Source organism: Okeania sp. SIO1H4, assembly GCF_010672695.1.
Taxonomy (GTDB): domain Bacteria; phylum Cyanobacteriota; class Cyanobacteriia; order Cyanobacteriales; family Microcoleaceae; genus Okeania; species Okeania hirsuta.
The window spans coordinates 13,917-27,516 of the sequence record NZ_JAAHGB010000021.1; the positions used below are offsets into that span (position 1 = coordinate 13,917).

The 13,600-nt window shown below is 39.4% G+C and carries 10 protein-coding genes and 1 pseudogene; 4 read left to right on the plus strand and 7 right to left on the minus strand.

The annotated features are described in order from the left end of the window. Window positions 1-700 precede the first annotated feature (700 nt). Complete coding sequence (locus F6K06_RS16120; RefSeq protein ID WP_124144632.1) at window positions 701-1,084, plus strand: hypothetical protein; 384 nt, start codon at window positions 701-703, stop codon at window positions 1,082-1,084. Between the two features lie 255 nt (window positions 1,085-1,339). Here the strand turns inward: F6K06_RS16120 and psaX are convergent, their stop codons facing one another. Together psaX and lipA are read right to left on the minus strand one after the other, a co-directional pair. Beyond that, entirely contained in the window at window positions 1,340-1,429 is a 90-nt protein-coding gene (gene psaX / locus F6K06_RS16125; protein WP_124144633.1) for a photosystem I protein PsaX, read from the minus strand. Between the two features lie 272 nt (window positions 1,430-1,701). Further along, window positions 1,702-2,661 carry a lipoyl synthase gene (gene lipA / locus F6K06_RS16130; RefSeq protein ID WP_124144634.1) on the minus strand — a complete coding sequence of 320 codons (960 nt, stop codon included), beginning with the start codon at window positions 2,659-2,661 and terminating at the stop codon, window positions 1,702-1,704. A gap of 139 nt (window positions 2,662-2,800) precedes the next feature. Between lipA and F6K06_RS16135 the strand changes: the two genes are divergently transcribed. The 3 genes and pseudogenes from F6K06_RS16135 to F6K06_RS16145 all read left to right on the plus strand — a co-directional run bounded on the left by F6K06_RS16135 (window position 2,801) and on the right by F6K06_RS16145 (window position 6,702). Then, complete coding sequence (locus tag F6K06_RS16135) at window positions 2,801-3,340, plus strand: PleD family two-component system response regulator (RefSeq protein WP_124144635.1); 540 nt, start codon at window positions 2,801-2,803, stop codon at window positions 3,338-3,340. A gap of 1,072 nt (window positions 3,341-4,412) precedes the next feature. Next, window positions 4,413-5,495: a bifunctional heptose 7-phosphate kinase/heptose 1-phosphate adenyltransferase gene (locus F6K06_RS16140; RefSeq protein ID WP_124144636.1), complete on the plus strand. Its 1,083-nt coding sequence runs from the start codon at window positions 4,413-4,415 to the stop codon at window positions 5,493-5,495. 281 nt (window positions 5,496-5,776) lie between these two features. Then, window positions 5,777-6,702, plus strand: a pseudogene (locus tag F6K06_RS16145) (IS1 family transposase). A gap of 647 nt (window positions 6,703-7,349) precedes the next feature. Here the strand turns inward: F6K06_RS16145 and F6K06_RS16150 are convergent. From F6K06_RS16150 to F6K06_RS16170, 5 genes are all read right to left on the minus strand, one after another. Then, entirely contained in the window at window positions 7,350-9,041 is a 1,692-nt protein-coding gene (locus tag F6K06_RS16150; RefSeq protein WP_124154933.1) for a sodium:solute symporter family protein, read from the minus strand. 570 nt (window positions 9,042-9,611) lie between these two features. Further along, a complete protein-coding gene (locus F6K06_RS16155) occupies window positions 9,612-10,178 on the minus strand; it encodes a RidA family protein (RefSeq protein WP_205127660.1) in 567 nt (188 codons plus the stop codon). Between the two features lie 21 nt (window positions 10,179-10,199). Beyond that, on the minus strand, window positions 10,200-11,789 hold the full coding sequence (locus F6K06_RS16160) for a flavin monoamine oxidase family protein (RefSeq protein ID WP_124154934.1): 1,590 nt from the start codon (window positions 11,787-11,789) through the stop codon (window positions 10,200-10,202). Window positions 11,790-12,074: 285 nt separating this feature from the next. Beyond that, window positions 12,075-12,347: a hypothetical protein gene (locus tag F6K06_RS16165; protein WP_240041606.1), complete on the minus strand. Its 273-nt coding sequence runs from the start codon at window positions 12,345-12,347 to the stop codon at window positions 12,075-12,077. A 17-nt stretch (window positions 12,348-12,364) separates the two neighbouring features. Continuing rightward, window positions 12,365-13,456, minus strand: coding sequence for a class I SAM-dependent methyltransferase (locus tag F6K06_RS16170; RefSeq protein ID WP_124154935.1), 1,092 nt, complete (start codon window positions 13,454-13,456; stop codon window positions 12,365-12,367). Window positions 13,457-13,600 lie beyond the last annotated feature (144 nt).

Consider the following 13,600-nt stretch of genomic DNA (forward strand, 5'->3'; position numbering starts at 1 on the left):
TTGGAAAAGGCTTACAGAACCTATATTAGTGAATTGAGATTTTCTAACCTTGAAATCCCTGAAAGCCTTAGCTAGCAATAGTTATTCCCAGAACTTTGCACTGTCTAGTTCTTCAACAATAATAATTAATAATTAACAATTACCTCTCCTTGAAAAGAAGAGGATTGAGTAATAATGAAAATTTTTTCTCTCTTGGTCGATTGGCGAGGTCTCCTCGCCATTCCTCTACCGCTTGTTTCTCCTTTAAAGGAGAGAGAGGCTTTAAACCTTAATTATTCGGTCAACATATTGTGGGGCAAAACCTGTAGTCTCCCATAGGGAAAGGTTTCCTGTCCCTACTGGACTGACACAGCTAAAACTGTGCAATAAATTTTTGTATTCTATTCTATAGATGTCTTTTTCTCCCCACCCTCCCCACACTCCCCACACTCCCCGTCTAATGCACCATTTAAAGTGTGTCGGTTCACTACGGTCCTGAAGGGAGCACCATGGGAATGTCCACCAAGAGAGGAAACGCGCAGTCCTGTGAGGCAACAGTGGGAAATATTTTTCCCAGTATTTGATTCATCATCACTCTATATTCACTTCTTTTAGCCCAGGCTTTCTAGCAACATTTAGGTAAATTTTTGTCAAAAACATTCTAGTTTTTGAGTAAAATGTAAAAATAGATACAGAAAAAAATATAAAATTGTATGATTAGATGAAACTAAATAATGACTATCAGCGTAATCGACAAGAACTTCCTACTATTAATATGATGATGGGGGAAGCAGTGGAGGAATACAGGGGACAACATAGAGACCAAGGATGGACTTATCCTTACGTTAAACATATTCCCATACCTCAGCATCCTTCTAAAAAGCTGTTCTGCGCTAGAGATGATGAGTTAGCTAAGGAAAAACAAACTATTAATGTTGCTCAAATAGTAAAAGAGAAACAGGTTGAGCCAAAAAAGATAGCTCAGGTAAATAGAACAAATATATGCGATATATTACAATGGCAACGTTCAATAGCTAAGATCAAAGGAGACGAAAGGTTATTAAGTTTATTAGAGATTGAGTGGCGAGATAAATCTTGTGGATAGAGTTATGATTTTTTGATTTTGAGGATGTGCTTCTTGAAATAGATTAGGTAAATATATCGTTATCAAAATAATTGGGTCGCGTAACCCCGCCTTGACTGGCGAAATATTTTTAGAGAGTTACTCAAAATCCCCGTTACAAAAATAACTTCTAACTTCTAACTTCTAACTTCTGACTTCTGACTTCATTAAAGTGCCACTCTTAAAGAATATAGTATCCTAAGAGTGGCACAGATTTGCTAAGGAAAGGTCTGAAGACTACTGGATAGCGCCGAAATAGTAGCCCGCAACAACAAAGTTGATAGCCAATAATAATAAAGCCCAACCTGCACGAAAAGAATATTTCATCTAAATTTATTCTCCATTTTTATAGTGACGTTCTCCTACATCAAATCAAAGATGATGATGTGGGCTTCCCAACCTCATGGATAGGGCTTTCTGTTTTGCTGGCGCAACGCTGCGCGAACACAGGGAGTGCAACCACTTAACCCTCTGCAGACAGAGACGATGAGACCCACCGCATTTTTTTGGGATCAAGAAAATCCTATCATACAATTGATTCAATATCATACAAACATTTAAAGATTAGGAATTTATTTGTTTTCTTTTCCCTTCTTGACTTAAACACTTTCTCCAGCATGATAAGAACTACGCACTAGAGGGCCAGAACGCACATGAGAAAAGCCCATTTGTTGGGCGATCGCTCCAAGCTCCTCAAACTCTTCTGGTGTCCAATATTTTTGTACGGGCAAATGGGCTAGAGAAGGACGCATATATTGGCCTAAAGTAATGCGATCGCATCCTACTCTTCTCAAATCTGCCATGGCCTCAACTATTTCAGTTTTCGTTTCTCCATGTCCCAACATTAGACCTGACTTAGTAGGAATATTAGAGTTTAACTCCTTAACAATCCGTAATACATCAAGCGATCGCTCATATTTTGCCCCACGACGCACAGGGCCTTGTAATCGTCGTACTGTTTCAATATTATGGTTATAGCAAGCAGGTTCAGCATCTATAACTATCTTGATCCGTTGCTTTTGCTTTTCAGCTAAAGAAACAGATAACTTCTCAACCCCAAGTCCACCTTGACCACCCCAAAAATCAGCCGTCAAAACCTCTATTTTCGCCCCTGGGTTCCGTTGTCTAATAGCTGTCATTGTTGCGACAAACCAACTAGCACCACCATCTGGCAAATCATCCCTAGCAACAGAAGTCAATACCACATACTCCAAACCTAACAATCCTACAGCCTCAGCTACTTTTTGTGGTTCCTCCGGGTCTAAGGGCATCGGAGCATGACCCTTATCCACTTGACAAAAAGCACAAGACCGCGTACAAGTAGGACCCATCAATAAAAAAGTAGCTGTTTTCTGGGCATAACATTCGCCTCGGTTAGGACAGCGACCTTCTTCACAGATGGTATGGAGCTGACGCTGCTTTATAATTTTCTGTACAGTAGAAATATCACTAGCTTTTCCCAAAGAAGGACGCAGCCACTTTGGCATACTCTGAATTTGGCCTTTCATCCCAGCAGTGTTGACCTGAGTTGATATTGACCGACCATTTTTTGTAGCCATAAAAAATTAAAAATTTTTGTGCGCTTTTATATTAGAACAGATCAATGTAGAAGCCATGATTTAGCAATCTTGATGGCTGATTACAGGAATATAGATAAGATTAATTTGAAACACTAACTGATAACTGGAGGAGCTAGTCGTGGCAGGACACAAAATTTTAGTTATTGATGATAGTAAAGTTATTAGGGTAAGAGTCAAAGAAATGCTTCCCCAAGGAAACTTTAATGTTATAGAGGCAAAGGATGGCCAAGAGGGACTGAAATTTATTATTAAGGAACGTCCGAATTTAATTATGTTGGACTTTCTACTACCAAAAGTTACTGGTTGGGAAGTGTTCCAAAAAATTCAATCCCAATCTCAGCTAAAGAAGATTCCATTGGTATTAATGTCAGGCCGTAAAGAAGAGGTGACAGATAAAATTCCTGAACCTTTTGAGAAACATTTTTTTGCTTTTTTAGAAAAACCTTTTGAGAAAAAAGAGCTAACTGCAGCTATTAAGTCTGCCTTTGATTTGGCCAAAAAACGCCCGAGTGAGCAAATGGAAGTTGCTGCTTTGGGGGGAAGTTCTGGCGATATTCAAGCGTTGCAAGCTCAAGTTAAGAAAATGCAAGCTGAAATTGCAGCGTTGAAAAAACAAATGGCTCAACTTGTGACTATTATCAAACAAAAGTTGAAGTAGTAAAATCAGTCATTAAAAATTGGTTATTGATTATTCTGATATTTTTTTCCCCTGGAATATTGATATATTCTGGGGATAATATAAAATCCGGTTAAACAACCTCACTTCAATTTAGTAGTCAGTAGTCAGCAGAGGCAAACGGCCGTTTACTGGGGCAGAGCTTCCGCTAAGGCCAGTACAAGGATGCTAAACCCTGAAACGTTTAGTATTGCTAGAAATTTTACTATTCCCTATTCCCTATTCCATATTCCCTATTCTCTATGGGTATAAATTTGATCTATGTGCAATTAAACGGACTTGATATAATTTATTAACATTAGAGTTATAGCAATGTGCGCTGGCATATTTACAAATTACAAGAACTGTCCAATAGCTAAAAGTCTTGTATTATCGGTCTTTTATTCCCCCAGATGAGCTGTTGCCTGTTGCCTGTTGCCTGCGCACAGCGCTATATCGCTAAATAGAGGGAAAAAATCGCTCCAACCTAGACAGAGCAATAATTCTCAGCATTTTTAATTTCTAAGATCTAGAATCCTTACAGAACAAGGTTTTTGGGGATTTTTTAAGTTATAAAGCGACAAGTCTATTAGACATATCCGATAATCAAAAATAAAGTCAATTATCATTTTCTTTGTGGGTTTAATACCCCACCGTCTACAGGGTGTTCAAAATTACTTGGGGGAGCGAATCCATAAGTAATTTTCCTCCTGTCTCCTGTCTCCTGTCTCCTGTCTCCTTCTTCAATGCACAGAAATTATCAATTATTTCCCTCTACTCCCTACTCTCTCTTTTCTAGAGATATTTATTGGTCTGTACTTCAATAATTTGACTAATTTTTTCTCCCCAAATACCAGTTTGAAAAAAGAATGTTATAAATACAACACGCGCTATGCTGCTAAATTATTTTAATATATATATTGACTAAAAGAAAAGATTTGATTCCTCCTGACTACTGGCTACTGTACGTCGCCAATCCGACGGTTCCCCTAACTGACTACTAAAAACACCTTAAGTATTTGTAGCAAACATTTATAAAAATGGTATAACTCTTTGACTCAAAGAAAAACAAATTATGGTATTAGATTCAGAATTTCTTACTCAACTAAAAGCTGCTACACCTAGACTACTTGATTTACTCGCAGGTTTTTCTCAAGTTGAGGTTTTAGTGGTGGGAGATTTAACCCTGGATGAATTTATGACTGGTCAGGTAGAGCGGGTTTCTCGTGAAGCACCAGTATTAATTCTGCGTCACGAAACTACGGAGCAAGTACCTGGTGGGGGAGCTAATGCAGTTTATAATTTTGCTAAGTTGGGCGCTAAAGTTAAGGTTGTAGGTTTGTTAGGAAAAGATGAGCAAGGTAAAGCACTGCGTCATATTTTTGAAACAGCTAGAGTTGATACTACTGGAATTTTAGTCGATCCAAATCGCCCGACGGTAACTAAAACTAGAATTTCTGGTCATGCTCGTCAGTCTGTAACTCAACAAATTGTTAGGGTAGATCGAAAATCTGACGATCTGCCAGAAGTTGATTTGCAATTGCAATTGGCAGAGTATATTCAACGACAAGTTGCTACGGTAGATGCAGTAATTTGCTCAGACTATGGAGATGGTGTTTTGACGACACCAGTTATAGAGGCGGCTATATCTCATCCACAAAGAACTATAGTAGATACTCAGAAAGATTTACAGCGTTACAAGGGTGCTACTATATTTACTCCTAATCTTCCTGAAGCGGAGAAAGCAGTAGGATATGCTATTACTAATTCTGATACTCTATATCAGGCAGGATCTGACTTATTAAGGTTAACAGATGCAGAGCAAGTTTTGATTACTCGTGGCGAGGAGGGGATGAGTTTGTTTGATCGCGTAAATACTTCTAATTATCCCTCACCTTCTTTTATTCTTTCTGGTACTGGTGATACTCCGATTTATTGTTGGCATATTCCAGCTTTTAACCGGACAGATGTTTTTGATGTTACTGGTGCTGGTGATACGGTTGTTGCTGCTTTGACTTTGGCTTTGAGTATGGGTGCTTCTAGTTGGGAGGCTTCTGTTTTAGGAAATTTGGCTGCTAGTCTGGTGGTGCGTATATTTGGCACTGCAACTACGACGGTTAATGAACTCAGGGAGGCTTTACAAGCACTGGTTAGTTAGGCTCAAGTTACTCTATTGTGCGGCTTGGATGAAGGTGGCGATATAGCTGCCACACTTGCTACGCCAACGCCAAATCACCTCTATAGAGGAATGAACTAGAATTGTACTTTGTAAGTTTCCAGCTTACAATCAGTAATCATATCATGTCTGGTAGTATATTTAGTGGGACTTACAGCGGTTTTCATTCCGCTAACGCCCCTACAGGGTTTTGGTTATGACAAAGATTTAATGGTTGTGCCTGTGCGAAAGTGTGGGAATGGTCATATAACTATTGTCCCTTAATACTTTTAATTCTTATGGAATATCCTCTATGTGGCCATCACAAAACTCGGGTATCATGGAAAGACGAGCAAAGGAAGTCAACGATATTATTGTCCTGAATGCTTGCAAACTTTTCCTTCGGAATGTTGCGCAAACAGTGACACCTTCGACACTCTATACTATCGTAGACAGGTTCAGCCTGAACAAATGCGGATGGTTTTGCAAGCTCATGTCGAGGGTAGTAGTTTAAGAGGAATTAGTCGAGAGCGTGAATCTGGCCTATAATACAGTAGTCAGTGTGGTGAGAGCAGCCTCTCAAAAAGGACAGATGATTCATAATGCCAATGTAGAAAATATCCAAACCTCACAGATTAGTAGTGATGAGTTTTGGTGATTTGTTCAAAAAAAGCGAGTGCTAATTGGTGGGGTCTCCCCAGAATGTAAGACGCACTCAAGACACAAAAAAACTGTCAGATAAATGAATTGATAGAAGGTGACTGTGGGATTGGTATGACCCAAGCCTGATCAAGTGGGCTAATTCTCACAGCAAGAGTTGGTAAACATACAGACCAGTTCATAGAAGAAGTTATCGTTAACACGGAAGGTAAAACAGACTGTAAACAATGGCATAGGGATGACTGGGGAGGATATGAGCGAGTTCTCCCTCCAGAGGTAAATAATATTATAGGCAAGGAGCAAACGCAGCAGTTAGAGAGAACCAATGGAATTTTCCGCCAGCAAACAGGTCGATGGCATCGCACCCCAGAATAAATTTGGGAAAGTCTGGGAACAAACTGAGATAACGGTAAGGTTAGTGGTTAGTTATTTCAATTGGATTTTGGTTCATAGTCGCAAGGAAAAGACTGCTGCACAAGGAGCAGGGGTGGCGATCGCACCCTGGAGTGGGAATGATCTATTTATATCAAATCCGTTTAATTGGACATAAAAAAAATCTTCAATCGTCATAACTACCCTCATCTTTGTAATTCTTTCTCCTCCTGACTCCTGTCTCCTGACTCCTGAGGACTCCTAACTTAACCATTCTATGGCTGTTTAACCGGATTTGATATTACCTATCCCACACTTTGCACTCTGCACTACCAATTAATCATCATAACCCCCAGAGTTCTAATTTACTCTAGGGGTTATGGTGATGTTAAAATTTTCCCGAGTCAAAATATTACTATTGCTTGATTTATATCATGTCCGCTTAATTAGTAGAGTTGTTGGGAATTAAGCTAAAAAAATGGCTAAAACCCTTATTGGTCAAGGTTTATAGCGTTTTCAGTCCGAGAATCATGAAAAGCTTATTCTATAAGGTTTTGAGCATTGTTCAATTGTTATTTCCCAACAACTCTAGTGATAATACAGTTTTTAAGTGGTAGGTGGTAGGTGTAAATTTAAGAGGGAAGACTTGATAGGAGTGGAAATTTGGGATATTTCTTCAACATTGAGAGGAAAACATTTTTATTATACTTAATCATCTGGACATGATATTACTGCTGATCGGTCTTTATGCCATCTCTAGCTTGCATTTCCGTCATCTCATCCATAGAATAAAGTTTAACTGATAACCATGATCCCAAAAGAATATTAATCCAACTCTTCCTCCCCAATATCCCTAATTGGAGCAGGTGCAGCTAAAGGCGATCGCAACTCTTCCACCATCTCTTGTATTTCCAATGGTGGAGGAACTGTCATCCGAGACACTACAAAAGTCACAACAAAATTCAATAACATTCCTACTGTACCGATACCCTGATCGGACAACCCCAAAAACCATGTTGGCATTCCATAGAATCTTACACCAATAATATAGATACTTGTAAACACTAGACCAACTATCATACCACTTATCGCTCCTTCCCGGTTGGTGCGCTGATCAAACACTCCCAAAATAATCGCTGGAAAAAAAGTAGCAGCAGCTATACCAACTCCTAAAGTTGCTATCTCAATCACAAAACCAGGGGGGTTGATGCCGAAATAACCGGAAAAGGCGATCGCCAATACTACCATTATTCTGCCCAACATTAATCTTTGTGACTCTGATGCTTCTGGGTTAATGAGGCGGTAGTAAACATCGTGAGCAATGGCACTAGAAATCACTAATAACAAACCTGATGCAGTAGATAAAGCAGCAGCTAATCCTCCTGCTGCGACTAATGCTATTATCCAAGGTGGCAGTTTTGCGACTTCTGGAGTGGAGAGAGTAATAATATCTGGATCCAGAATAATTTCATTAGTTTCTATATCTGGGGTCAACTGTAAACGACCGTCGTTATTTTTATCAGTGAATTCTAATAAACCTGTATTTTCCCACTTTGTCGCCCAGTCTAACTGTTGCACCTCCTCCATAGTTTTGTTGTGTAAACTCTCAATTAAGTTGTATCGCGCAGAAGCAGCTAAAGCAGGAACAGTTGTAGAAAAAATGGCAATAAATAATAATGCCCAACCTACAGAATATCTGGCTGCTGTCACGTTAGGTACAGTATAGAAACGAACAATAACGTGGGGTAAACTAGCAAGACCCACCATGCCGGAAATAGTTATGAATAGAACATCTAGCATAGTTTTTTGACTGAAGGCAGCAGTATATTCTGGAAAACCTAAGTCAACCTGAACTTGATTCAGTTTTTCTACAATATCTCCAAAGGTAAAAGCGAATTGTGGAATCGGAATATTTGTCAGAGCATTACAAATAGCAATAGCTGGTATCAAATAAGCAACGATAAGTATAAAGTATTGAGCAACTTGAGTCCAAGTAATGCCTTTCATTCCCCCTAATATCGCGAAGAAGGCAACTATAACCATACCGATGACAACACCAACTTCAATAGGTACTTGCAAAAATCGACTGAAGACAATACCAACACCTCGCATTTGCCCGACAACAAAAGTTATGGATATAATGAGGGCAGCAATAACCGCAACGATACGAGCAATATTAGAATAGTAGCGATCGCCTATAAAATCTGGTAAAGTATATTTACCAAACTTTCGTAGATATGGAGCAAGCAGCAATCCCAAGAGTATATAACCTCCTGTTCCTGCCATTACATAATAAGAACCATCATAACCTAAAATTGATACTGCTCCTGCTATAGAAATAAATGAAACTGCCGACATAAAGTCCGCTGCTGTGGCAGCACCATTAGCAATTGCAGGTACACCTCTATCGGCGACAAAAAATCCTTTACTATCTTGGACTCGCGATCGCCACCCGATGTACAGGTAAAGCATCAAGGAAATTGTCACGAAGATAAATGTCCAAACTTCTGTATTCATTGAGTTTTTCATAATATATTAAGGCAGGGAACAGGGAACAGAGGGTTAAAGTCAGCATTATAGCGCTGTGCGCAGGGAACAGGGAACAGGGAACAGGGAACAGGGGGAATAAATTGCCGATCATATAAGACTTCTAGCTCTTTTGCCCCTACTACAATTTGTAAATATACCAGCGCTCATTGCTATAGAGAAAAACATCCGTACATGGTCTAATGTCATCAATACCATCACGAGTCCACGCAAAAGGTCTATTGGTATTATTCAGCGAATGCAGTCTTGAGTTTGATTATTTTATTTCTCAATCTCCTAACTTCTGACTCCTTTGCCAAAAAAAACTCACCTTTGCGGAGATACCAAATGCGTTCTATAAACAATTTTGGCGTTGGTGAATAAAGGTATGAAAATAAAAATTGAACAGTCTGAAATATTTGTTATTCAATAGTTTAGAGTTTAGGAATTACCAAAAAATACAAATCATACCCTAATTTACCAACGCCACAATTTTTAGATAATTATAGCGAATGTATCTGATAGGAAATTAGGTCTGATCCTGTTCAAGCTTTGCTGATTTTATAGTCGTACTGCTGTAACTTCAATTTCTACTAACCAACCAGGATTAGCTAACCCGGCAACCTGCATAACAGAGCGAGCTGGTAATCGAGGCTGATCCTGAGTTCCAAAAAATTGTGTGTATCCCTCCATAAACCCTTTAAAATCAAGGCGGTTATCCATTTCCGGGTCGCCAACCAAAAAGACCTGCATTTTCACCACATCCCCTAGAGTCAAGTCTAAATCCTCTAAGATACTCTGGATGCGTTTGAGAACTCCAACAGTTTGAGTTTTAGTATCTCCGAAGGCGGTTATCGTCCTTTTATCGACTGTATCGTCCACAACGGGAGGAACTTGACCACTTAGGTAAACCTGTTGAACGCTAGGAGGAATTTCTACAGCTCGGGCAATAGGAAAACTAGAACCAGGAATGGGGTGTCGAATAATTACATCATCTGCAGCTTGAGTGCTAGACAAAGTTAGTAGTGATAAAATCACACCTAAAAAAGCAATAATCATCATAGCTTTATATCTAATCAGGCTAATGGCAAAGCGATTTAGTGCTGATAAGATTCTATTTTTTTTCATTTTCACTCTTTCTCCTATAAATTAAGAATTTTGTACTCTAGTAGTAATCTCATTAACAATTTTATGAGCTGACAAAATAGCCCCTTCCTGCCATCCGGTTAAATAACTCATATGGTCTCCGGCAAAATATACATTTCCGTCAGGTTGATTTAGAACTAAATAGGCTTTTTTCCTGCTATCTTGCTCCCACCTGATCAAAGCTCCCTCGCTGTAGGGTACTTTTCCCCAAGCTACCGTGCAGCCATTTGCTACGGATACTTCCTGATTATACCCTGGGTGAATCTTTTCCCCTTCTAAAATAGCTAAGGATAGTCGCTGTTTAGATGTCATAGCTTCCCAGCGTTTTGAAATCTCATTACTCCAGATGTAAGCACCAACAATAATACCTTGAGAATTATGAAAACCTGTTGAGGGGTACCAAATTTGAGTAATGTCTCCCTCTGTCCATGAAATACCACCGTAGATATTGTAGTCTTCTTCCCAAAATCGACGCCTACTCTGAAATCCTACTTTAATAGCGTGGCTATAGGAGGATGCTCCTACTGTAATCGCAGCTTGATGTTCTACGGAAAAATCGGCCTTAATATTTTTCAGTACAGATAAGGGTATGGTACAAATTGCGAATTTACCATCAACAGACTGATATTGATTGCTTTGGCGATCGCGATATATCACCTGTACCCCATCAGAATGCTGCCGAATTTTAGTTACTTCAGCATTATAGCGAATAAGTCTACCCACCTGCTGCTCAAAAGCTTTAGCTATGGCATCCATTCCACCCACTGGTTGCAGCATCGTAGCTGCTTGCCAATAACCTTCACCGAAATGCATTTTGTATTGCCAGAACCGAGAATCTAATAATTCAGATAATGGCAAAGGCTCATGTTTTCTACCAGTGTTTATTCCAGCACCAGGGGGAGTTTCATATCCTGCTCTACTAGAACCGACATATTCCCCCTTTGAATTTAAATCACCAAATTGTTTAACAAACTCTAACAGACGCTCTTGTTCTTCTGGGGATACATCCCGATCTAATCCATTAATACCAATAGCTTTAGTTAGTAATTCAGCAATGTAGCCTCTGCTGTCACTTATGACACGTCGGCTGTTCACAGGAGAACCACCGAAAGCTTGATCATCCTGAAAGTAGGCTGCCCGATTTTCATTAACGATCACCTCTAGTGGCACTCCAAACTCTTGACAATAACTCAAAATATTTTTGTGGTGGTAAGGTATACGAGCTGGTCCTGGGTTGAAATAGAGAGAATTGTCATTGTCAAATGGGCATTTTTCTGAGCGTTGTCCTTGCTGATGAATCTCATTAATTACATCGTTATGGCGCAAAGTCCAACAGCGACCACCTGCACGATTTCGAGCTTCTAACAAAATACATTCATATCCAGCTTTTGTCAACTCGTAGGCAGCGGTCATACCTGCAATTCCCGCTCCCAAAATGATGACTTTAATTCCAGCACCTGTTTCGCCTCCAAGTCTTGGTCGATTAGTTGTTTGAGCATGGGTTAATCTCCAACCCATGGCATGGAGAGCAATCAGAACGGCAGTCGTTCCACCAGCTCGACTTAATAAATTAAATAGTGTCCGTCGTTTCATTAATTGATTCCGCTAATCGGATTTGATGTTGTAAATTATATCAAATCAGGATAATTACTATACCCAAGTCATTGCGACTTATAACTCATCCCAGGAGGTTAACGAAGTCAGAAGTCAGAAGTCAGAAGTCAGAAGTGATTTTTGTAACGGGGCTCAAATCCCCGCTCCAAAAATATTACGCCTTAAAAGGCGGGGTTTTAGACCCATATTATTTTGATAATTCAGGTAGACCGAGTCAGGAGGGAAGAAATAAGAAGAAGTTGCTGCCTTAGCACTACTACATTTTTATTTGAGATTATCTATAACTCTCAGTATTCTAGTAATATAATCAGTTCGCCATTGCTCCCGTTCCTCATTTACTTGTGCATCTGGTTGATAATTTTCAATGTCTTCAGAGAAAATAATACTTTTAGCTACTAATAACTTTTCAATGGTGTCTAAGCGTTCCCGCAATACTGATACCTCTCCTGCTAATGCCATTATTATTGCCAGTAATTTATCGTTATCTGTATTATCCAAATAAACTGGTCGCTTACCTTTTGCTTGTTTAGGAATCATCTTTTTTTATCTTTTTATCATTTACTACCAACAATAATGAATGACTGCATTCCATTACTTTGTTCCAGCAATGTGTTAATCAGACTATCTCTCGAAAAACCTGCTTCCCTTGCTACAGCTACTAAATCTAAATCCCGCATGGCACTCCAGAAAGGTTCATTATTATTAGTTGTTTCTTCATCATAGATGAACGCAGTATATAAATCTAGATGACGAAACAAACGCGCATCTTGATGTATCATTATTCCACCTGGAGCTAATAAACGATAACTTTCACGGAAAACATTCCGAATTGCTGGCACAGGTATTTCATGTAGCAAAATATGACTTACCACCAAATCAAATGATTCATCTGGAAAGTTAGTCTTCTCAGCATTCTGTTGGCTAAAATGCACCCGTTTTCCTAAAGACTCTGCTCGTGCATGACTATAGCGTAATATGGCAGGAGCTAGATCGATACCATAAACTTCAGCATTTGGATAAGCATCTACATAAGGCAAAGTATTAGCACCCACTGTACAACCCATATCTAGAATTTTCCCTGGTTGAAAATTTGGGTATTGCTGCTTCAAGAATTTATGAATAACCGTCTGACCTCTGACATCACGAAGAGACTTAGGGTTTCTCATGGCAACATAAACTCCCAAGTCATAAATAGCACCTGCCGCTACGTCATCTTGAGTGTATTCGCTATTGTATCCTCCAGGCATACAATGGATATCTACAGCAGTTTGGTAGGTGGGAATTTTTAATTCCGGGTTTAGGGTAAGTGTTCCCAGAGGTTTTTCCCTATCTTTGGCACATTCCACCAAATTTGGTAGTTGACGTTCGACAGTAGTAATTACTGATTCCCACATCATTTCTTGGGTAATACGTTTGCAGCTACTGTACCACTTATAAGATGGTTGTTGCTGCATTTCCCGCCGAATTTCATAACGATCTTTAGGGGAACGTTGATTTTCTTTTTCAAATTGTGGTTTGACAGTCTCTTGGTAAACCAACTTTAAGTCATTTCGCATTTTTCCAAACAGATAGTTTCTGAAACTTTTAACAAAGTTTTGTCGTGCTAACTCATCGTGATTTGCTTGTGGTATCATAGTATGATTCATGTCCAGTTGAATAATTAGACTTTGGTGGAAGGAAGGCAGCTATGCTGGAGGCAGGAGGCAGAAGGTTTTCTCAAGAGTGTCACCTTAATTTTATACACGCTCCAATGCTACCGGAAATGATATGAGCTAATTTTTTGTTCATAA

Bases quoted from the DNA above. Each gene is read 5' to 3' on its own strand.
- F6K06_RS16120 (WP_124144632.1), top strand. From the start codon at position 701: ATGAAACTAAATAATGACTATCAGCGTAATCGACAAGAACTTCCTACT.
- psaX (WP_124144633.1), bottom strand. From the start codon at position 1,429: ATGAAATATTCTTTTCGTGCAGGTTGGGCTTTATTATTATTGGCTATC.
- lipA (WP_124144634.1), bottom strand. From the start codon at position 2,661: ATGGCTACAAAAAATGGTCGGTCAATATCAACTCAGGTCAACACTGCT.
- F6K06_RS16140 (WP_124144636.1), top strand. From the start codon at position 4,413: ATGGTATTAGATTCAGAATTTCTTACTCAACTAAAAGCTGCTACACCT.
- F6K06_RS16150 (WP_124154933.1), bottom strand. From the start codon at position 9,041: ATGAATACAGAAGTTTGGACATTTATCTTCGTGACAATTTCCTTGATG.
- F6K06_RS16155 (WP_205127660.1), bottom strand. From the start codon at position 10,178: ATGAAAAAAAATAGAATCTTATCAGCACTAAATCGCTTTGCCATTAGC.
- F6K06_RS16160 (WP_124154934.1), bottom strand. From the start codon at position 11,789: ATGAAACGACGGACACTATTTAATTTATTAAGTCGAGCTGGTGGAACG.
- F6K06_RS16165 (WP_240041606.1), bottom strand. From the start codon at position 12,347: ATGATTCCTAAACAAGCAAAAGGTAAGCGACCAGTTTATTTGGATAAT.
- F6K06_RS16170 (WP_124154935.1), bottom strand. From the start codon at position 13,456: ATGAATCATACTATGATACCACAAGCAAATCACGATGAGTTAGCACGA.